Source organism: Mycobacterium fragae (assembly GCF_002102185.1).
Lineage (GTDB): Bacteria > Actinomycetota > Actinomycetes > Mycobacteriales > Mycobacteriaceae > Mycobacterium > Mycobacterium fragae.
Window position 1 is genome coordinate 145,279 of sequence record NZ_LQOW01000016.1, and the last position, 20,205, is coordinate 165,483.

At 66.3% G+C, this 20,205-nt stretch carries 22 protein-coding genes; 8 read left to right on the top strand and 14 right to left on the bottom strand.

Going from position 1 to position 20,205, the window contains the following annotated elements; all coding sequences use genetic code 11:
• Window positions 1–14: 14 nt before the first annotated feature.
• The 5 genes from AWC06_RS08690 to dxr form a co-directional block, all read right to left on the bottom strand.
• Window positions 15–1,817, bottom strand: a complete 1,803-nt coding sequence (locus tag AWC06_RS08690; protein WP_085196402.1) for a penicillin-binding transpeptidase domain-containing protein — start codon at window positions 1,815–1,817, stop codon at window positions 15–17.
• Between the two features lie 104 nt (window positions 1,818–1,921).
• A complete protein-coding gene (locus AWC06_RS08695) occupies window positions 1,922–2,776 on the bottom strand; it encodes a GNAT family N-acetyltransferase (protein WP_085196404.1) in 855 nt (284 codons plus the stop codon).
• Window positions 2,777–2,811: 35 nt separating this feature from the next.
• Window positions 2,812–3,978 (bottom strand): flavodoxin-dependent (E)-4-hydroxy-3-methylbut-2-enyl-diphosphate synthase, encoded by a 1,167-nt coding sequence (gene ispG / locus AWC06_RS08700; protein ID WP_085196622.1) that lies wholly within the window; start codon window positions 3,976–3,978, stop codon window positions 2,812–2,814.
• Window positions 3,979–3,986: 8 nt separating this feature from the next.
• Entirely contained in the window at window positions 3,987–5,195 is a 1,209-nt protein-coding gene (locus tag AWC06_RS08705; RefSeq protein WP_085196406.1) for a M50 family metallopeptidase, read from the bottom strand.
• On the bottom strand, window positions 5,192–6,373 hold the full coding sequence (dxr, locus tag AWC06_RS08710; RefSeq protein ID WP_085196624.1) for a 1-deoxy-D-xylulose-5-phosphate reductoisomerase: 1,182 nt from the start codon (window positions 6,371–6,373) through the stop codon (window positions 5,192–5,194). Before dxr ends, AWC06_RS08705 begins: the two co-directional genes overlap by 4 nt.
• 248 nt (window positions 6,374–6,621) lie before the next feature.
• Here dxr and AWC06_RS08715 point away from each other — a divergent pair, with 248 nt between their 5' ends.
• The 3 genes from AWC06_RS08715 to AWC06_RS08725 all read left to right on the top strand — a co-directional run bounded on the left by AWC06_RS08715 (window position 6,622) and on the right by AWC06_RS08725 (window position 9,323).
• Window positions 6,622–7,149, top strand: a complete 528-nt coding sequence (locus tag AWC06_RS08715) for a fasciclin domain-containing protein (protein ID WP_372458088.1) — start codon at window positions 6,622–6,624, stop codon at window positions 7,147–7,149.
• A gap of 100 nt (window positions 7,150–7,249) precedes the next feature.
• Window positions 7,250–9,004, top strand: coding sequence for a cytochrome c biogenesis protein DipZ (locus AWC06_RS08720; protein ID WP_085196410.1), 1,755 nt, complete (start codon window positions 7,250–7,252; stop codon window positions 9,002–9,004).
• Between the two features lie 64 nt (window positions 9,005–9,068).
• Entirely contained in the window at window positions 9,069–9,323 is a 255-nt protein-coding gene (locus AWC06_RS08725; RefSeq protein ID WP_085196626.1) for a DUF2631 domain-containing protein, read from the top strand.
• A gap of 5 nt (window positions 9,324–9,328) precedes the next feature.
• On the opposite strand, the gene AWC06_RS08730 is transcribed toward AWC06_RS08725, so the two are convergent.
• From AWC06_RS08730 to AWC06_RS08760, 7 genes are all read right to left on the bottom strand, one after another.
• Window positions 9,329–10,213, bottom strand: coding sequence for a cytochrome c biogenesis CcdA family protein (locus tag AWC06_RS08730; protein WP_085196411.1), 885 nt, complete (start codon window positions 10,211–10,213; stop codon window positions 9,329–9,331).
• A gap of 8 nt (window positions 10,214–10,221) precedes the next feature.
• Window positions 10,222–10,728, bottom strand: coding sequence for a disulfide bond-forming protein DsbE (gene dsbE / locus AWC06_RS08735; protein ID WP_085196413.1), 507 nt, complete (start codon window positions 10,726–10,728; stop codon window positions 10,222–10,224).
• Window positions 10,729–10,801: 73 nt separating this feature from the next.
• Window positions 10,802–11,887 carry a dual-specificity RNA methyltransferase RlmN gene (rlmN, locus tag AWC06_RS08740; RefSeq protein WP_085196415.1) on the bottom strand — a complete coding sequence of 362 codons (1,086 nt, stop codon included), beginning with the start codon at window positions 11,885–11,887 and terminating at the stop codon, window positions 10,802–10,804.
• A gap of 13 nt (window positions 11,888–11,900) precedes the next feature.
• A complete protein-coding gene (locus AWC06_RS08745) occupies window positions 11,901–12,785 on the bottom strand; it encodes a phosphatidate cytidylyltransferase (RefSeq protein WP_227371040.1) in 885 nt (294 codons plus the stop codon).
• A 22-nt stretch (window positions 12,786–12,807) separates the two neighbouring features.
• A complete protein-coding gene (frr, locus tag AWC06_RS08750) occupies window positions 12,808–13,365 on the bottom strand; it encodes a ribosome recycling factor (RefSeq protein WP_085196418.1) in 558 nt (185 codons plus the stop codon).
• Window positions 13,366–13,379: 14 nt separating this feature from the next.
• Window positions 13,380–14,147 carry a UMP kinase gene (gene pyrH / locus AWC06_RS08755; protein WP_085196420.1) on the bottom strand — a complete coding sequence of 256 codons (768 nt, stop codon included), beginning with the start codon at window positions 14,145–14,147 and terminating at the stop codon, window positions 13,380–13,382.
• 101 nt (window positions 14,148–14,248) lie between these two features.
• Window positions 14,249–15,739: an FAD-dependent oxidoreductase gene (locus tag AWC06_RS08760; protein WP_139819973.1), complete on the bottom strand. Its 1,491-nt coding sequence runs from the start codon at window positions 15,737–15,739 to the stop codon at window positions 14,249–14,251.
• A gap of 309 nt (window positions 15,740–16,048) precedes the next feature.
• Here AWC06_RS08760 and mbp1 point away from each other — a divergent pair, with 309 nt between their 5' ends.
• Window positions 16,049–16,288 (top strand): microaggregate-binding protein 1, encoded by a 240-nt coding sequence (gene mbp1 / locus AWC06_RS08765; protein WP_085196422.1) that lies wholly within the window; start codon window positions 16,049–16,051, stop codon window positions 16,286–16,288.
• Window positions 16,289–16,390: 102 nt separating this feature from the next.
• Here the strand turns inward: mbp1 and AWC06_RS08770 are convergent, their stop codons facing one another.
• Window positions 16,391–17,326 carry a lysophospholipid acyltransferase family protein gene (locus AWC06_RS08770; protein WP_085196424.1) on the bottom strand — a complete coding sequence of 312 codons (936 nt, stop codon included), beginning with the start codon at window positions 17,324–17,326 and terminating at the stop codon, window positions 16,391–16,393.
• A gap of 105 nt (window positions 17,327–17,431) precedes the next feature.
• Window positions 17,432–18,067: an MPT63 family protein gene (locus AWC06_RS08775; RefSeq protein ID WP_085196426.1), complete on the bottom strand. Its 636-nt coding sequence runs from the start codon at window positions 18,065–18,067 to the stop codon at window positions 17,432–17,434.
• A gap of 283 nt (window positions 18,068–18,350) precedes the next feature.
• On the opposite strand from AWC06_RS08775, the gene AWC06_RS08780 reads away from it, so the two are divergent.
• The 4 genes from AWC06_RS08780 (at window position 18,351) to AWC06_RS08790 (ending at window position 20,177) form a co-directional block, all read left to right on the top strand.
• Complete coding sequence (locus AWC06_RS08780) at window positions 18,351–18,692, top strand: DUF3140 domain-containing protein (RefSeq protein ID WP_085196630.1); 342 nt, start codon at window positions 18,351–18,353, stop codon at window positions 18,690–18,692.
• Window positions 18,692–18,862 carry a hypothetical protein gene (locus AWC06_RS23270; RefSeq protein WP_169715324.1) on the top strand — a complete coding sequence of 57 codons (171 nt, stop codon included), beginning with the start codon at window positions 18,692–18,694 and terminating at the stop codon, window positions 18,860–18,862. The genes AWC06_RS08780 and AWC06_RS23270 overlap by 1 nt, the downstream gene beginning before the upstream one ends.
• Window positions 18,863–18,915: 53 nt before the next feature.
• Complete coding sequence (locus AWC06_RS08785; RefSeq protein ID WP_085196428.1) at window positions 18,916–19,755, top strand: SDR family oxidoreductase; 840 nt, start codon at window positions 18,916–18,918, stop codon at window positions 19,753–19,755.
• Between the two features lie 167 nt (window positions 19,756–19,922).
• Window positions 19,923–20,177, top strand: coding sequence for a hypothetical protein (locus tag AWC06_RS08790; protein WP_085196430.1), 255 nt, complete (start codon window positions 19,923–19,925; stop codon window positions 20,175–20,177).
• Window positions 20,178–20,205: the final 28 nt, after the last annotated feature.

Below are 20,205 nucleotides of genomic sequence, written 5' to 3' on the forward strand. Positions count from 1 at the left end.
CCGCCATCAGCGAATCACGCCAGGTAGTCGGCCGGCAGCTCGTCGAGCATCCGCTTGGTCATCCGCACCGCGTATTCCGAACTGCCGCCCCCGACGATCAGCGCCGCGAACGCCATGTCACCGCGATAGCCGGCGAACCAGGAATGCGAGCCGCCGGGGAATTCGGCTTCACCCGTCTTCCCGAACACCGCGCCGCAATCTGCGATGTCCTTGCCGGTGCCATTGGTCACCACCAGCCGCATCATCGGACGCAGACCGTCGAGCATTTTCTCGCTGATCGGCGTGGTATCGCCGGTGACCGTCGTCGGGCGTCCCTCGATCAGCTTCGGCACCGGGGTCTTCCCGGCGGCGACGGTGGCCGCGACCAAGGCCATGCCGAACGGGCTGGCCACCACCTTGCCCTGCCCGAATCCGTCTTCGGTGCGCTCGGCCAGATTGACCGTCGGCGGGACAGAACCGGTCACTGTGGCGATTCCGTCGACCTGATAGTCCAGCCCGATCCCGTAGCGGGCGGCGGCCTGGGTCAGCCCGCGGGGCGGCATCCGGCTTGCCAGTTCGGCGAACGTGGTGTTGCACGAACTGGCGAACGCCCGCGACATCGGCACCACGCCCAAATCGAAGCCGCCGTAGTTGGGAATGGTGCGATGTCCGATGTCCACCTGTCCGGGGCAGCCCAACAGCGTGTTCGGGTTGGCCATGTCGCGCTCGAGCACCGCGCCGGCGGTGATCATCTTGAACGTCGACCCCGGCGGGTAGAGGCCGGTGGTGGCGATCGGGCCCGCGGCATCGGCGGCGGCATTCTGGGCGACGGCGAGAATCTCGCCGGTCGACGGTTTGATCGCCACGATCATCGCCTGCCGGCCCTGCCCGTCGACGGCGTGCTGGGCGGCGTTCTGCACGGCCCGGTCCAGGCTGATCGAGATCGACGGCGCCGGTGACGGTTCCACCTCGTGCAGCACCGCGACGTCGACGCCGTTCTGGTTGACGCTGACCACCCGCCAACCGGCCTGCCCGTCGAGTTGGTCGATGACGGCCTTCTTCACCTGGCTGATCAGGGCCGGCGCGAACTTGTCGTCGGTCGGCAGCAGTTCGGCCTGCGGGGTGATCACCACGCCGGGCAGGTTGCCGATCGCCGGGGCGACGTTGTTGTTGTCGTCTGTGCGCAGCGTGATCAGATCCAACGGTTTGGCCGACGAGCTTGCCTCTTCGGCAAGCCGCTGCGGGTCGTTGAAAGTGTCGTCGAACGGTCGCAGCGCGTCGACCACCGCGCGGGCCGTCGTGATCAGATACCCGCCTGCGCGCGAGGCGTCCAGCGTGTAGTGGTACAGGTAGCCGGGAGCCAGCACGTCGCTGCCGCCGAGTTCGTTGACGGCGGCGCGCCGCGGCGGGTCGGCCCGCAGCGCGAACGTCTGATGCTCACCCAGCCGCGGATGTAGCCCGGTGGTGGTCCAACGGACTTGCCAGCGGCCCTCGTCTCGGGCCATCTTCAGCTGACCGTCGTAGGTCCAGGTCCGCTTCTTCGGCAAGTGCCATGTGAAGCGGTATGCCACCGTGCCGGTGTCCTCGGTGTACTTCGTGCCGAGAATCTGTGCGTCCAAGTGGTTGGCCTGCAGCCCGGCCCATGCGGCGTTGAGGGCTTCACGCGCGTCGCTGGGGTCGTCGCTGAACTCAGCGGCCGCCGCCGTGTCGCCCGTGGACAACGCCGCGAAGAACCGCTCGGCGACCGGCGCTGGACCGTCCGGACGCGGCGTGCACGCCGACACGGCCGCAAGCATCGCGAGACATGCCACTGATACCCATGTGGTTTTAGTTGCCATTGTGGCTGATGTTACGCGGGGTGTGCGGCGAAACTTAAACGTCTGCGACCCGGCCCGGCGTGTCGTCGCAGACGTTTAAGTGTCGCGCCAGCGAGCCGCCAAAGTCAGTCGAGCAGGACGGTCGCGAAGGTGCCGATTTCGACGAAGCCGACCCGCGCGTAGGCGGCGCGCGCCACCGCGTTGAAGTCGTTCACGTACAGGCTGGCGATGCGCCCGGTGCCGACGATCACCGCCGCCAGCGTCGCGGTGCCGGCGGTCCCCAGCCCGTGACCGCGCCAATCCGGGTGCACCCATACCCCTTGGATCTGGCCGACCGCGGGCGACTGCGACCCGACCTCGGCCTTGAACACGACCTCGCCGCGCTCGAAGCGGGCCCAAGCCCGGCCGGCCGCGATCAAGCTGGCCACCCGACGCCGGTAGCCGCGGCCGCCGTCGCCGAGCCGTGGATCCACGCCCACCTCGCCGATGAACATGTCGATCGCAGCCACCAGGTAGGTGTCGAGCTCGTCGGGCCGCACCTGTCGCACACCGGTGTCGATCGCGCAGGTCGGCATCGAGCTCAGCGCCATCAACGGCTGGCGGTCACGTACGTCCCGCGCCGGGCCCCAGGCCGGCTCCAGCCGCTGCCACATCGGCATCACCAGCTCGGCCCGGCCGACCAATGACGAACATCGCCGCGAGGCGCTCATCGCCGCATCGGCGAACGCATTCAAGTCCGCCCGCCCGCCGCGCAGCGGTATCAGGTTGGCGCCGGCGTAGCACAGCGACTCCCGGGGACCGCGCCGGGTCCACAACTCCCCACCGATCGAATTGGGCTCGATGCCGTGATCGGCGACCCGCGCGGCGACCATGCATGACCCAACCGGATCGTCGTCGAAGACGCGCCGCACGGCGGCGGCGTCGCGCACCACCGACACCCGTCGCTCGTTGACCAAGCGCTGGATGGGCGGAGCCGACATAGTGATTCTTTCCTTGGCGGCCTGACTCGGCCCTATCAGCTTACGGTCACAACCGGGGAACCGCTCGCAGAAGCGCCCTCACCCTGCTCGCCGGCCAACCGCATGGCCTCTTCGATCAGTGTCTCGACGATCTGCGCTTCGGGCACGGTCTTGATCACTTCGCCGCGAACGAAGATCTGCCCTTTGCCGTTGCCCGACGCCACTCCGAGGTCCGCCTCGCGCGCCTCGCCCGGGCCGTTGACGACGCAGCCCATCACGGCCACCCGCAGCGGTACGTCGAGTCCCTCCAGACCGGCGGTGACCTCGTTGGCCAACGTGTAGACGTCGACCTGCGCGCGACCGCACGACGGGCAGGACACGATCTCTAGCGATCGCGGCCGCAGGTTCAGCGACTCCAGGATCTGGTTTCCGACCTTGACTTCCTCCACCGGCGGCGCCGACAACGACACCCGGATGGTGTCGCCGATGCCCTTGCTCAGCAACGCGCCGAACGCGACCGCCGATTTGATGGTGCCCTGAAAGGCCGGGCCGGCCTCGGTGACACCGAGGTGCAGCGGGTAGTCGCATTGGGCGGCCAGCAGCTCATAGGCCTGAACCATCACCACCGGGTCGGTGTGTTTGACGCTGATCTTGATGTCGCCGAAGCCGTGCTCCTCGAACAACGACGCCTCCCAGAGCGCCGATTCGACCAGCGCCTCGGGAGTTGCCTTGCCGTGCTTGGCCATGATCCGTTTGTCCAGCGAGCCGGCGTTGACGCCGATGCGGATCGGGATTCCGGCGGCGCCCGCGGCCTTGGCCACCTCTTTGACCCGGCCGTCGAATTCCTTGATGTTGCCGGGGTTTACCCGCACCGCGGCGCAGCCGGCGTCGATCGCGGCGAAGATGTACTTCGGCTGGAAGTGGATGTCGGCGATCACCGGAATCTGGCTGTGCCGGACGATCTCGGCCAGCGCGTCGGCGTCTTCCTGCCGCGGGCAGGCCACCCGGACGATGTCGCATCCGGTGGCGGTCAGCTCGGCGATCTGTTGCAAGGTCGCGTTGATGTCGTGCGTCTTGGTGATGCACATCGACTGCACCGAAATCGGGTAATCGCTGCCCACCCCGACGTTGCGGACCATCAGCTGACGCGTCTTGCGCCGCGGCGCCAAGGTCGGCTCGGGCGATGCCGGCATTCCTAAGCCAATTTTCTGGCCGGCGGCCATCATCTCTCCTACTGGAACAGCCTGATCGGGTTGACCACGTCGGCGGTGACGGTCAACAGCATGTAGCCGACCAACAACACCAAGACTACGTAGGTTGCTGGCATCAGCTTGAGATAGTTGACCGGCGCGGCCGCGACCATGCCGCGCGCCGACCGGATCATGTTGCGGATCTTCTCGTACACAGCGATCGCGATGTGCCCGCCGTCGAACGGCAGCAGCGGCACCAGGTTGATGGTGCCCAGGATGAAATTCAGCTGGGCCAGGAAGAACCAGAACGCCACCCAGAGTCCGTGGTTGACGGTGTCACCACCGATGATGCTGGCGCCGACCACACTGATCGGTGTCTCCGGGTCACGCTGCCCGCCGCCGATGGCGTGCACCAGCGCGCCGACTTTCGTCGGGATGGCGGCCAGTGACTTGCCGAGCAACACCGACAGGTCGCCGGTGAAGGCGAACGTGGCCGGGACCGCGGTGACGACGTTGTATTGGGTCGGCGCGGGAGGCGGGGCGGCCGCCACTCCGATCTTGCCGACGGTGGACGGCGCCTTGCCGCCGTCGCTGACCTGTATCTGCACGACGTCGACGTACACGGTCATCTTGCTGCCGTCGCGTTCGATGACGATCGGAACCGTGCCGTGCTGCCGGCGGATCGCGGTGGCCATCTCGGTGAAGTCGGCCACCGGGGTGTCACCGACCTTGAGCACAACGTCACCGGGCCTGATTCCGGCGGCCGCCGCCGGCCCCTTGGCGGGGCCGATGCATGGACCGGACTGCCCTTTGGCGGTTTCCGGTGTGACACAAGCGGTTTGACCGACGACCGCACGAGTGTCGGGGTTCAGATTCGGCAGCCCCCAGATCACCGCGATCGCATAGATCAGCGCCAGGCCGACGATAAAGTTCATGCCCGGCCCGGCGAACAGCACCGCAGCGCGCTTCCAGGTCTTCTGCTTGTACATGGCGCGGTCGCGTTCGTCGGGGCTGAGTTCCTCCACCGACGTCATGCCGGCGATGTCGCAGAAGCCGCCGGCCGGGATCGCCTTCACGCCGTACTCGATCTCGCCCCGCCGCGTCGACCACAACGTCGGGCCGAAGCCCACGAAGTAGCGCCGGACCTTCATGCCGGTGGCGCGCGCGGCCCACATGTGCCCGCACTCGTGCATCGCCACGGAGATCAGGATGAGCAGTGCGAACAGCACGATGCCGATCACGAACTTCATCGGGTGGGTAGAACCTCCTGTGTGGCTCGCCCGATGCCGCGCCTTGCCTTATCACGGGCCCAGCGCTGCGCGTCGAGTACGTCATCCACGGTAGCGGGTTCAGCGCTCCACTGGTCGGCGGCGCTCAGCACCTCGGCGATCGTGCGCACAATTGCCGGGAACCCAATCCGGCCCGTGAGGAACGCCTCTGCTGCTTCTTCGTTGGCGGCGTTGTAGATCGCGGTCATGCAGCCGCCCGTCTCGCCGGCCTGTCGGGCCAGTTCGACCGCCGGGAAAACCCGGGTGTCCAGCGGCTCGAACTCCCAGCTCGAGGCGGTGGCGAAATCGCACGCGGCGGCGGCGCCGGGCACCCGGGCCGGCCAGCCCAGGGCCAGCGAGATCGGCAGCTTCATGTCCGGCGGGCTGGCCTGCGCGATCGTCGAGCCGTCGGTGAACGTGACCATCGAATGAACGATCGACTGCGGATGCACCACCACGTCGATGCGCGGGTAGGGGATGCCGAACAGCAGATGCGTTTCGATGAGTTCGAGCCCCTTGTTGACCAGCGACGCCGAGTTCAAGGTGTTCATCGGCCCCATCGACCAGGTCGGGTGCACGCCGGCCTGTTCGGGGGTGACGTGCTCGAGTTCGGCTGCGGACCAGCCGCGGAACGGCCCACCGGAGGCTGTCAGCACCAGCTTGGCGACTTCGTCGGCGGTGCCGCCGCGCAGGCATTGCGCCAGCGCGGAGTGCTCGGAGTCGACGGGCACGATCTGGCCGGGCTTGGCCGCCCTGAGCACCAGCGGACCGCCGGCGATCAGCGATTCCTTGTTCGCCAGGGCCAGCCGCGCGCCGGTGGCCAGCGCGGCGAGTGTCGGCTGCAGCCCGCGCGCGCCGACCAGCGCGTTGAGCACGACGTCGGCCTCGGTGTTCTCGACCAGCCGGGTGACGGCGTCGGGTCCGCGGTAGGTGACGTCCCCGATGGCCTGCGCCGCGTCCTCGTCGGTGACGGCGACGTTCGTCACTCCTGTCGCGGCCCGTTGGGCGGCCAGCAGGTCGGGGTGTGCGCCGCCGGCGGCCAGCCCGACCAGCTCGAATCGATCGGGGTTGGCGGCGATGACCTCCAGCGCCTGGGTGCCGATGGAGCCCGTACTGCCCAGCACCAGGACTTTGCGGCAGTGCTCACCAGGGTCGGTCACCCACCTATTGTGCCGCGTCTCGACCGCCCCGGTCCCATCCGACGGCGCCGCCACTCCGAATCCTCGGTGTCCCGAAAGCGACGGCAGGTGACCGTCAGGAACCAAGGAGTGAATCGCAGATGATTACCGTTCAGCCCAAGACCCTCGGGGTCGCGAGCCTTGCAGCGCTGGCGATCGTGGGCTTCTCGGCGTGCTCAAGCAGCAAATCCGAGCCCGCGAACACCACCAGCGCACGTCCGGCGACCAGCATGATGGCCCCGGCGCCGACGGCGGACCCGGCCGCAGATTTGATCGGATCGGGGTGTGCGGGTTACGCCGCGCAGCATCCCAGCGGGCCGGCGTCGGTCACCGGGATGGCGCAGGACCCGGTCGCGACGGCCGCGTCCAACAACCCGATGCTGAGCACTTTGACCGCGGCGCTATCCGGCAAGTTGAACCCGAATGTCAACCTGGTCGACACCCTCAACAGCGGCCAGTACACGGTGTTCGCGCCCACCAACGCGGCCTTCGACAAGCTGCCGGGTTCGACGATCGACGAACTCAAGACCAACGCCGACATGCTGAAAAGCATCCTGACCTACCACGTGGTGCAAGGTCAGCTGAGCCCGGCGAAGGTCGATGGCATGCACAAGACGCTGCAGGGCGCCAGCGTGACGGTGCGGGGCCAGGGAAACGACCTCAAGGTCAATGACGCCGGCCTGGTCTGCGGTGGGGTGCACACCGCCAACGCGACGGTGTACATGATCGACACCGTGTTGAACCCGCCGAGCCAGTGACAGTTTCAGCATCGCCCCCAGACAAGGCAGCCCGGTACGCCGGCTGCCTTGTCTGGTTCACGGCACCCACCCAAAGGCACCGCGGCGGCGAATGGTTGTTATGTTCACCCTCGCCCTGATCGGTCTCATCGGAGGCCTCGTCACCGGAGTATCGCCGTGCATACTTCCGGTGCTGCCGGTCATCTTCTTCTCAGGTGCGCAGAGCACCGACCAAACACCTGTCGCCCCAGCGGAATCCGGTGGCGGGGTCGCGGTGGCGGCCAAGCCCGGCCGTGCCCTCGCAGACACTTTGCGCCCGTACCGGGTGATCGGCGGGCTGGTGTGCAGTTTCACGTTGGTCACCCTCGTCGGCTCGGCGGCGCTGTCGCTGCTGCACCTGCCGCAGGACGCGATTCGCTGGGTGGCGCTGGTCGCGCTGGTCGCGATCGGCCTCGGCCTGATCTTTCCCCGCTTCGAGCAGCTGTTGGAGCGGCCCTTCTCCCGGCTTCCGCAGCGACAGGTCGGCGCGGGCAAGAGCGGATTCGGGCTGGGCTTGGCGTTGGGCGTGCTCTACGTGCCCTGCGCCGGCCCGGTTCTCGCCGCGATCGTGGTGGCCGGTGCCACCGCGAGCATCGGGCCGGGCACGATCGTGCTTACCTGTGCCTTCGCGCTTGGCGCGGCGCTCCCGCTTCTGCTCTTCGCGCTTGCCGGCCAAAGGGTGGCCGAACGGGTCAGCGCCTTCCGGCGCCGCCAGCGCGAAATCCGAATAGCCGCAGGGATTGTGACGATACTGCTGGCGGTCGCGTTGGTGTTCAACGTGCCTGCGGCGCTGCAGCGGGCTATCCCGGACTACACCAGTTCGCTGCAGAACAAGCTCGGCGACGACGAACAGATCCGCCAAAAGCTCAACCTCGGCGGCATCGTGAACGGCCAGAACGCGCAGCTGTCAAACTGCACCAACGCCGCCGCGCAACTGGAAAACTGCGGGCCCGCACCGGATCTGAAAGGGATCACCGCCTGGCTCAACACCCCCGCGGGCAAACCGATCGACGTGCACTCGCTGCGAGGCAAAGTCGTGTTGATCGATTTCTGGGCGTATTCGTGCATCAACTGTCAGCGCGCCGTCCCGCACGTCGAAGGCTGGTACCAGGCCTACGAACGCAGTGGTTTCCAGGTCATCGGCGTGCACACACCGGAGTACGCCTTCGAAAAAGTCACCGACAACGTCAAGAAGGGCGCCGCGGACCTGCACATCACCTACCCGGTTGCCCTGGACAACGGCTACTCCACCTGGACGAACTACCGCAACCGGTACTGGCCCGCCGAATATCTCATCGACGCCACCGGCACCGTCCGGCACATCACGTTCGGCGAAGGCGACTACAAGGGCACCGAAACGCTGATCCGACAGCTACTGGTCAACGCCAAACCCGGTATCAAACTGCCCCCGCGGGTGGACGCACCCGACAGGACTCCGCGACTCGAGCTGACTCCAGAGACGTACTTCGGGGTGGGCAAGATGGTCAACTTCGGAGGCGGCGGCGTATACGACGAGGGGACAACGACATTCGCCTTCCCGCCGTCACTGCCGAACGACTCGTTCGCCCTGCAGGGCAGTTGGAAACTCGACTATCAGGGCGCGACCGCACAGAGCAACGCGTCGGTCATCGAGCTGAACTACCGCGCCAAGGATGTGTACCTCGTCGTGGGCGGCACCGGAAACCTGACCATAATGCGCGACGGAAAGTCGAGCACGCTGCCGATCGGCGGGCCGCCGACGTCGCGCCGGATCGTCGCCGGAAAGGACGTGGTGCGCGACACCCTGCAGGTGCGGCCAAGCCGGGGACTGACGGTGTATTCCTTCACCTACGGCTGACGGTAACCGGGCATGTGCCAGAATGGCCCTGCAATTCCAGCCAAGCCGAATCGGAGGAACCGCCGTGGCCAGTACTGAGGTGGAGCGCGCCACCGGGGTCGACGTCGCCGACGTACCGTCCGCCCACTGGGGCTGGAGCAAGATCAACTACCGCACCTGGCAGGTGACGGGGTTGTGCATCGCCGGCTTTCTGTTGCTGATGCTGCGCGGCAACCATGTCGGCCACATCGAGAACTGGTTTTTGATCGGCTTCGCGGTGCTGGTGCTCTTCGTCGTGGGGCGCGACTGGTGGGGTCGCCGGCGCGGCTGGATCAGGTAGCGGCGTCACTTTGCGGCGCGGCGTTGCCGCGCCCGTCGATACCATTCGCCGGCAAGTGCGCCGACGATCAGCACGACGAACGCCAACACCCACGGCCACGCGCCATGCCGGTGCACCCAACCGGCCAGCAGCCCTTGCACGCGGCCGACCGCCGTGATCACCGAATCGGAGGGATGGCCGCCGCCGGCCAGCATGCGGGCCTCGTGAAAACCGTAGTAGCCCACGTAGAGTCCGACCAACACCAGCAGCACACCGCTGATCCGGTTGACGTAGGGCAGGATTCGTCGCAAGTGGTTCACCAGCGCCGAACTCGCGGCGGCGACGGCCACCGCCAACACTCCGACGACCAAGGTGAGGCCCCCGATATAGGCGAGATAGATCGATGCGCTCCCGACCAGCGAGCCGCGGCGCAACCCGGCGCCGGTGACCGCCAAAAACGGTCCGATGGTGCATGACAGCGAGGCGATCGCATAGCTCACGCCATAGCCGTACATGGAGCCGAGCCGAGCCGTCGGCGCCCATCGCCCGCCTGGATGCCGGGGAGTCAACAGCGTCAGCTCCCGACCTGACAGCAGCCAAATCCCCAGTGCGACAAGCGCAATGCCGATCACGATGGTCAGGTACGGCAGATATCGCTGCACGGTGGCAGCCGCCGATATGGTGAGCGCTCCGAACAGCCCGAACACCGTCAAAAACCCCAGCGCCATCCCGCTGGTCGCCGCAAGCGCGCGGCCGACCGAGACCAATCCCGTCGGCGCGCCGGTTCCCGTCTCGGGGCTTTCGCCGCGTACCACCAGAATCAGGTAGCCGGGCAGCATGGCAAACCCACACGGATTCAGCGCTGCCACCAGTCCGGCGGCGAAAGCCAAACCAACCAGCGCCCGATCCACGAATGCCGCTACCTCAGCGCCGTCACCCGATCGGACAGTTCCTGCTGGGACATCGCCGCGGTGGTGTTGTTGACGAATGTCGATGTCCCGTCGGAGTTGTAGAACACCCACGCAGGCTGCCATGGCACGTTGTAGGCGCTCCAGATGGCGCCGTCGGCGTCGTTGAGGTTGGTGAAGTTCAGGTTGTACTTCGAGACGAAGTTCTGCATGGCCGCAACCTCGGATCGGGCCGCGATGCCCACGAACGTCACTGCCGGGTTGGCGGCGGCCACTTGGCTCAGCCCGGGAGCCTCGGCGTTGCAGTACGGGCACCACGGTGTCCAGAACCACAGCACGGAACGCTTGCCCTGCAGGCTCGCGCCGTTGAACGGCGCACCCGACAGCGTCGTTCCGGTGAACTGCAGACGATCGTCAGCCGCCTGCGCCCGCGGCGCACTGCACAGCCCGAGCAAGATGCCCGCCGCGATCAGGACGGCGGTCAGGGCTTTGGTGGCGGACACAAGGCGAATTCCCATGGCATACCTCTTTTCTGATGCTATGCCTTTGTTACGCAATCTCGGCTGATTTGGTTCAGTTACTCCGCTGCGGCTAGCCCTCGGCGGCCAACTGACCGCACGCGGCGGCGATCTCACGACCGCGAGTGTCCCGCACCGTGCAGGGCACGCCGCTGGCGCGAATGCGCCGGACGAATTCGCGCTGAACGGGTTTGGGGCTAGCGTCCCAGTCGCTGCCCGGCGTTGGGTTCAGCGGAATGACGTTGACGTGCACCAGCGGCCCGAGTGCGCGATGCAACCGCTTACCCAGCAGATCGGCGCGCCAGGGCTGATCGTTGACGTCGCGGATCAAGGCGTATTCGACGGAGACCCGTCGCCCTGTCCGATCCGCGTAGTAGCGGGCGGCGTCCAGCGCTTCGCCGATTTTCCACCTGTTGTTGACCGGCACCAGAGTGTCGCGCAGCTCGTCGTCGGGCGCGTGCAACGACAGCGCCAGCGTCACTGCAAGCCGCTCGTCGGCGAGTCTGCGGATCGCGGGGGCCAGCCCGACCGTCGACACCGTCACCGACCTCGCCGAGATGCCGAAACCCGACTTCGAGATGATGCGGCGCACCGCCGCCAGCACCCTGGCGTAGTTGGCCAGCGGCTCCCCCATGCCCATGAACACCACGTTGGACAGCCGATCCCCCCAGTCGTCGCGCAGCGCCACGGCCGCCGTGCGCACCTGCTCGATGATCTCGGCGCTGGACAGGTTTCGCGTCAGACCGCCCTGTCCCGTCGCGCAGAACGGGCATGCCATGCCGCACCCCGCCTGCGACGAGATGCACACCGTGTTGCGTTGCGGGTAGCGCATCAGCACCGATTCGAAGCTGGTGCCGTCGATGGCCCGCCACACCGTCTTGCGGGTCTGGCCGGCGTCGCAGGTGATTTCCCGGGTCGCGGTCAGCAGGTCCGGGAACAGGGCGTCGGCCACCCGATCGCGCACCGCGGCCGGCAGGTCGGTCATCTGCCGCGGGTCGGCGATCAACCGGCCGTAGTACTGGCGAGCGAGTTGGTCGGCACGAAACGCCGGCAGGTCCAGCGCCGCGACGGCCTCGGCTTGCTGCGCCTCGTCGAGGTCGGCCCAATGCCGCGGCGGCAGCGTGCGGCGCGGTGCCTCGAATACCAACTGTTGGACCATGACGTGTCCAGTATCAGGGCACCAGCGTCAGCACGGCCCAGGCCGCCACCGCCGAGGGCAGGAACCCGTCGAAGCGGTCCAGCACGCCGCCGTGACCGGGCAGCAGGCTGCCCATGTCTTTGATCCCGAGATCCCGCTTGACCTGTGATTCCACCAGGTCGCCGAGGGTGTCCGTGGCGACCAGGGTCAGACCCAGCAGCACACCGATCCAGACCGGCTTGCCTGCGAAATAGAAAACGGTGAGCGTGGTGGCGGTGACTCCCAGCAGCAGCGAGCCGGCCAGGCCTTCCCAGGTTTTCTTGGGGCTGATCGCCGGCACCATCGGATGCTTGCCGAACAACACCCCGACGGCGTAACCACCGACGTCGGAGCTCACGACGCCAACCGCCAGGGCAAACGCCCGCCCCGGGCCGTCCTGCTGGTAGACCAGCAGCGCGGCAAACGACGCGAACAGCGGGACCCAGGCGGCCAGGAAAACGGTCGCCGAGACGTCCCGCAGATAGTTGGCCGGAGCGGCGTCGGGACCCGTCGCTGCGCTACGGCCGTGACGGCTCAGCAGCCGCCAGAACATGCACATCACGACGGTGGCGCCGAAGCCGGCCAGCGCGCCACGCGTCCCGTACGGCCAGGTCAGCCACAGTGTGGCCTGGCCGCCGACAGCCAGCGGGATGACCGGAATCACGTATCCCGCGGCGCGCAGGCGCCGCACCACCTCGAATGTGCCCAGCAGGACACCGGCGGCGAGGATGCCGACGAACGCATACCGCGCATACACCAGGCTGGCGACGACGCCGCCACCCAGGACAGCGCCTACGATGATCGCAACCGGCAGGTTGCGTCCGGCCCGTGAGGAGTTCTGCGCCGCCGGGGTACCTGCGCCGGTATCAGTGCCTGCCACGGACATGGTTGCTGAGCGGCCGCTAGACCTCCAGCAGCTCGCCTTCTTTGTGTTTGACCAGCTCGTCGATCTGGGTCACGTACTGGTGCGTGGTCTTGTCCAGGTCTTTCTCCGCGCGCGCGACGTCGTCCTCACCGGCCTCACCGTCTTTTTTGATGCGGTGCAACTCCTCCATCGCCTTACGACGGATGTTGCGCACCGAGACCCTGGCTTCCTCTCCCTTGTGTTTGGCCTGCTTGACCAGCTCGCGCCGACGTTCCTCGGTGAGCTGTGGGACCGCCACGCGGATCACATTGCCGTCGTTGGTGGGGTTCACCCCCAGGTCGGAGTTACGGATCGCGGTCTCGATGGCGTGCAGCTGGTTGTTTTCGTACGGCTTGATGACGACCAGGCGCGCCTCGGGCACGTTGATGCTGGCAAGCTGGGTGATCGGGGTGTTGGTGCCGTAGTAGTCGATGACGATCCGGGAGAACATGCCCGGGTTGGCTCGCCCGGTTCGGATGGTCGCCAGGTCGTCACGAGCCACCGACACGGCCTTTTCCATTTTCTCTTCGGCGTCGAAGAGAGCCTCGTCTATCATTTGCGCCGCTCCTCCTAGGTGGTGACCAGCGTCCCGATCTTCTCACCCGCGACCGCGCGCGCAATATTGCCGTCGGTAAGCAGGTTGAACACCAGAATCGGCATGCCATTGTCCATGCACAAACTGAACGCGGTGGCGTCGGCCACTCGCAGCCCCCGGTCGATGACCTCGCGATGACTGATCGCGGTGAGCAGCTCGGCCTGCGGATTGACTCGCGGATCCTCGGCGAAGACACCGTCGACCGCCTTGGCCATCAGCACCACGTCCGCGCCGATCTCCAATGCCCGCTGCGCGGCGGTGGTGTCGGTGGAGAAATACGGCAGGCCCATGCCGGCCCCGAAGATCACCACTCGTCCCTTCTCCAGGTGGCGTCGCGCCCGCAGCGGAATATACGGCTCGGCCACCTGGCCCATCGTGATGGCGGTCTGGACCCGGGTGGCTATTCCTTCCTTCTCTAAAAAGTCTTGCAGTGCAAGGCTATTCATCACCGTGCCCAGCATCCCCATATAGTCTGACCGGGTGCGCTCCATGCCGCGCTGCTGAAGCTGCGCACCGCGAAAAAAGTTGCCGCCGCCGATCACAACGGCGACCTGCACGCCGGTTCGGACGACTTCGGCGATCTGGCGGGCGACCAGTGCCACCACGTCGGGATCCAGTCCGACCTGTCCGCCGCCGAACATCTCGCCGCCGAGTTTGAGCAGCACCCGGGAGTACTTGGGCCGGCTCGCCGGTTCCCCAAAGGCCTCGGCGCCGTTACTGCCCGTCTGCTCCTGCTCCGTCATCAGACTCCTCGCACGCGAGGGCGCCATCCGGCCACCCCCCAAAGTCAGCACGTCCATCCTGCCTCATGGCCGATCGCCGCGTGACCGGAGTCGAGCGAATTCTACGAGGACGCGGTGAGCCCGCGAGTCGCCGGTCCTTCCAGCAGCGTGCCATCCGGCGCGAATCGCGATCCGTGCAGCGGGCATTCCCATGACTTGTCGGCGTCGTTCCAATTCACGATGCCGCCCAAATGAGGACACACCGGCGAAACCCGGTGCTGCACGCCGTCGACCGCGCACTGCGCCTGCAAATGCCATGGCGGCCCGCTCACCAGACCGCCTTCGCTTGGTACGGAGGCACCCGAGCGCGCGATCGGCATCAGCCAGCCCTTGGTCATATGGAATCCGACTTCGAGATTGGCCTGCATCGCCGTGGTGATACCGGTGACTTCATGCGGGCTCCACGCGGCGAACGCACGGGCCCAATCCATCCGCCCACCGAGGATCCGGCTGCTCAGCAGAAGCGCCGCAGCCACGCCAGCGGTGAGTCCCCATTTATTGAAACCCGTTGCAACGAAGATCTTTTCGTTGCCGGGCAGAATCGGCCCGACATATGGTAGCCGGTCGATGGGCGTGTAGTCCTGGGCCGACCACTCATGCGTTTGCACCGCACCCGGAAAGTGCGTCTGCGCCCATGACGACAGCTCTTTCAGTTCAGCGGTGGGACTCTTGCGCCCCACCGTGTGGTCGGCGCCCGCGACGATGAGCCGCTCGCCGCCGTCGACCGGGGCATAGCGCACCGACCTGGTCGGCGAGCCCGCGGAGATGAACATCGGCCGGGGGATGTCACCCGGAACTTCGAATGCGAATGAATAGGATCTGCTGGGTTTGAGTCTGGCGAAGAACCCGCCGCGATCCAGGATCGGGATGCCGGTGGCCAGCACGCATTGCCCTGCGTCGACGTCGACTTCGCCCTGGCCGCTGTGGACCCGCAGCCGCACCCGGCCGCGCTGCTGGGACACCGAACGCACCCTTGCACCCTCACCGATCCGACCGCCGCGGTTGTTGAGCTCCGCAATCAGACTGTCCAGCAACGGCATTGGGTTGAACTGAGCCTGATCGGCCAACCGCACACCGCCGTGATACGGAAAGGGAACACCGGCGTCGTCGTCCCAGTCGACGTCCAGGCCGGCAAGCCGACCGGCCGTCAGCTCGGCGCGCGCCGACGGCACTTCCTTCGCGGATTGGGCGTAGGTATAGGCATCCTCCTGCTGCACCAGCACACCATTGGCCTCGCAGTAGCGCAGCACCCAATCCTGCCCCTCCCGATTGCCACGCACGTAGTCACGCGCGATGTCTGCGCCGTGACGGGCAACGATTTTCGACAGCATTGTGCTCTGCAACAGGCTGATCTTCCCGGTGGTATTGCCCGTGGTCACCGCGCCCGCAGTGCGGGCTTCCAGCACGAGCACGTCCTTGCCGGCGCGGGCCAAGAGCACGGCGGTCACCAGTCCGGTGATGCCCGCGCCCACCACGACCACGTCGGCGGAGGGTTGTCCGAAATCCGATTCAGCCGGCCTATGTCTGTCGGCCAGCCACAAAGATGTTGTCATCGCCCACCCGCATACCCGGCCCTCGGGCACCGGAAACCGCGCGTCCCCGGGGCTAGATCCACCCGCCGGCCCCCGACGTGTTCGGCGTCACACCGAGCGAGATCGGCGTTCTACCAGCGCAGAAAATCCGGCCGCGACGAGGCCGTGGACGCGTCTCGGCAAAAAGGTTTGAGCATCCGGCGCGTTGGGAATCCGCCGAGACGCGGTGCGAAGAGGCGACCCTCCTCTGTGCCGCGCTGATAACCGGTCTAGGGATCGGCCGGTACTGAGCCACATGCTCAGTGACACGAGCCAACAAGGAGGAAGTCCATGTCGGACGACAAGAAGAGTGGACCCGAAGAAGGCGTGCGCGGCGTCGTCGAAGGCGTGAAGGGCAAGGTCAAGGAAGCCGCCGGAACGGTGCTTGGCCAAGACGAGCTCGCCCGTGAAGGCGAGGCGCAGCAAGACAAGGCCCAGGCGCAGCGCGATGCCGCGAAGAGGGAAGCTGAAGCCGAATCGGCCCGCAGTGGCGCGGAGACCGCAGAGAAGCGTCAGCAGTCCCACCAGTAGCTCGATACCACGGCGGGCCCGGTCTGTGACGGACCGGGCCCGTCGCCTGTGTCGGGTTGACGAGTGTGGCGAATTAGCTTGGCCGGCAAGGAGGTAACGCGGTCACCCGAACACGGGGAATGCCCGCTGGCGGGCCAGGGCGTCCATACCACGCTGAATGCTGTCCTGGACCTCGTGGTACTTGCGGTCGAGATATTCTTCGTCGTCGACGAGCGCCGGGTCGTTTTCCACCTCGACCGCGGGCATGAAGCGGGTCCTGATCTTGGCCGGCAGAGGCAGCTGCGGCAAGGCGGCCGGGGCGATCCCCCAGGGCAGTGAGATGGCGAGCGGAAAGACCTTGAGCCGCAACATCCGGTCCAATCGCAGGGCCCGCGAAAGCCGGTCGCCTCGAATCAACACCGGCATGGCGTCGGCGCCGCCCACGGTGGCGATCGGCACGATCGGCACCCCGGCGCGAATCGCCATCTTTATGAAGCCTTTTCGACCGGCCAGGTTTGCCCGGTCCCGCTCGCGCCACGGCCGCAGCGAGTCCACCTCGCCACCGGGCCACACCGCGACATCGCGTCCTTCAGCCAGTGCAGTTGCGATGGCGTCGGGGGCCGCGGGTAGCACACCCATCGATCGGAAGAACCGGCCGAACCCGGGAATGGCCATCAGCACGTCGTGAGCGGTGCCGTGCAAGGTGCGCTCGGGACCGAAACGTCGCCACCACTGCAGGCCAACGGTCCATGCGTCCCAGACGAATGGGGCGCCCGAGTGGATGCCGACCAGCAACACCGGGGGATCTCCAATGTTCTCCCAGCCGTCGATCTCCATTCGGAACCAGTAGTCCACCAGCGTATTCCAGAAAAACTTCTGACGCTGCAGCGCGGTCTCGTCCTGTCCGGCGAGATCCCATTCGCCTGCGCGCTTGGCCACCCAGCCACTCAGCCCGCCCTTCTGCCCGGTGCGCCGGTCCTCCATTGCAGCCTTCGCCTGCTCAGCCTGCCGGCGCGCCTGCCGACGAACTTCGATAGGCCTTCGATCGCTAGCGTTCATGATTATCCAGGTACCCGATTTGGTTGCGGGCAAAGCGGTTTCGGATTTCTCACACAAACACCGCCTCCCCGCGCCAAGGCGATGACGCGGGGAGGTCGATGATTCCTACTGCTGGCCGGCGTTCGTGTTGCCCGGCTGGCCGGCGTTGGCGTTGCCCGGCTGGCCCGGGTTGACGCCTCCCGGCTGGCCGGTGTTCGCGTTGCCCGGCTGGCCGGCGTTACCCGGCTGGCCCGTGTTCGCGTTACCCGGTTGGCCGGTGTTGGGGTTGTTCGTCCAGATGAGGACGTCCTGCACTCCGTCGTTGTAAACGACGCCATTCGGCGGCGGTCCAGTGACGTCGAAGTAGACCTTGCCGTTCGTCGTCTGGCCCTGGTTGAGCGGTGTCGCAGGAATACCGTTCGGCACCGCAACCGTGTCGATCACGTGATAGCTCTGACCGCTGGCCGCACGGGCATTGAAGTCCGAGATCACCGGAGTGACAACCCCGCTGTTCGACGTCGCGGTGACGTCGGCTTGGTAGAGCTGTCCCTGCGGCGTGTAACCCGGAATCGTTACGTTGCTCGGCTGCAGGTTATTGACCGTGTACGCCGTGACCAGTGGCCCGTCGACAAGCTGCTGGCTGGTGCCGAATCCCTGAACGGTCGGCGGAGCGGCCGCGGCCATTCCAGCAGAGAAAACACTGACTGCTGCTATTCCGGCGGCTCCTATTGCCGTCTTTACGGCGGTCCGGGTGAACTTCACGCTGACTCCTTTCGATCGTGCAGTTCGCACCTTGTGTTCGAGCGGCGGATAACCGCGGTACCAGGTAGTACTGGGTATCCACCGCACCCCGTTCCCATTACCCATCCACGGCAACCTCAAACCGTCGCCTCAAAATGCGCGACCGCTGTTGTCTAAAGGGGAAAAAGAGAAAGTTGTGCAGGCAAACCTCCCCGTGATTAGCCGGCCCCTGCCCCGGGTAGCCGACCGGAGTACCCGCCCGTCGCCCAGATCATCACAACTCGTTTAAACGGAGGTGAAGGCTGTGGCTCGACACGTCGAAGTCGATCCCGGTTTGTGGGAAGAGTTTCACCGCGTCGTGAACATGTCTTCGCGGGAGTTATCCGAGTGGCTGCGGACGCGTTCGGCCGGTGAGAACGCCGAGGAGCTACCCGACCGCGCCGGCACCGAGACCGGGCGCCGCGTGCTGGACGTCCTGCAGAAGCGCCGGGTAGACCTCGACGAGGACGACGAACAAACGATGCGCAAGGTCGTCGATCGCATTCACGCCGAGCGCAGTGCCGATCTCGAGCCGAAAGCCGGTCAAGAGAATTGGCGACATCGACTGATGACCATCGGTCATGACCCATTGAAGGAGCCCCGCTGATGGGACGCGAAAGCGCCAAACACAGCCCGCGCGACGACGAGCGGCTCAAGCAGGAGCTGAGCGGCACGCTGCAGGGCAATCGCTCCAGCCGTGCCGAGGAATGGCGCGACCCGGAGCCTCCCGCCGACGACGACCCGGATGTCCCTAGCGCAGGTCCGTCCGCACGGTAATGCCGCGCTGCACTTGCGATTTCACCACGCGATAGGCCCAGAGAGGACTGGCGATGAGCTTTCCCGAGCAGCAGCAGACTGCGCCCGGCGTGCAAGCACGGATGAACCCGGTCCCCGATTGCGGTGAAAAGAGTTATCGCGGTTCGGGCAGGCTCAGCGGGAAACGGACGGTGATCACCGGTGGCGACAGCGGCATCGGGCGCGCCGTTGCCATTGCCTACGCCCGTGAAGGCGCCGACGTACTGATCGCCTACCTCAACGAGGACAAGGACGCGCAAGACGTGGCCCGCTATGTCGAGGACGCCGGCCGCAAATGCGTGCTGGTCTCCGGCGACTTGTCCGACCCCGCGCATTGCCGCGCGGTCGTCGACCGGGCCGTCCAGGAATTCGGCGGTGTCGACGTGCTCGTCAACAACGCCGCCTATCAGATGACGCATCAAACCCTTGGCGAAATCAGCGACGACGAATGGGACTACACCTTTCGGCTCAACGTCGGCGCTTATTTCTACCTCGTGAAGGCGGCGCTGCCGTTCATGGGCGCGGGCTCCTCGATCATCGGTAGCTCGTCGGTCAACTCCGACGCACCCAATCCCACGCTGGCGCCGTATGCGGCGACGAAAGCCGCGATTGCGAATTTCTCCGCAAGTCTTGCTCAGCTCCTTGGCGACAAGGGAATTCGCGTCAACAGCGTGGCGCCCGGTCCGATCTGGACGCCGCTGATCCCGTCGACGATGCCTGCGGAAAAGGTGAAATCGTTCGGAGAGAACGTCCCGCTGGGCCGTGCCGGTCAGCCCGCGGAGCTTGCATCGATCTATGTGTTGTTGGCATCCGACGATGCCAGCTACATCTCGGGAGCACGGGTTGCCGTCACTGGCGGCCGGCCGATTCTGTAAAAGAAAGGCAATAGTGGACCGAAACCGCAATCGGTGGTACAGAATTGGGTAAGACGCGCACATAGCTTCTGCACTCGGCCGTATGGCCGTGGGCGGTAGGCCAGCGTCCCGCCGGAGGTGTGTATCACGGCGGTACACGCTTCCGGCTGACCGAGAGGTGGGCCAGGATGAAGACGGCGACACATCACCACGCGAAGTTTGGTGAGCCGACAACATTGCCGGCTCTGCTTCGGCTACTGGGCGTGGATCATGAGCCGGCTGCTCGGCAGTGGGATTCGATCATGGGGTGGCTCGAGGAGCACCCCGCCAGCTCGGAGCTGTGGGTCAGTCTGCTTGCCAACGGCTACGGGCTCATGCTCAAGCAAGGTGTTCCCGCCGGGCATCATGCGGCCGCCGTCTCAAAAGACAAGTCGTACTTGTAAATCGTTCGCAACATGGCGAATTGCGCCG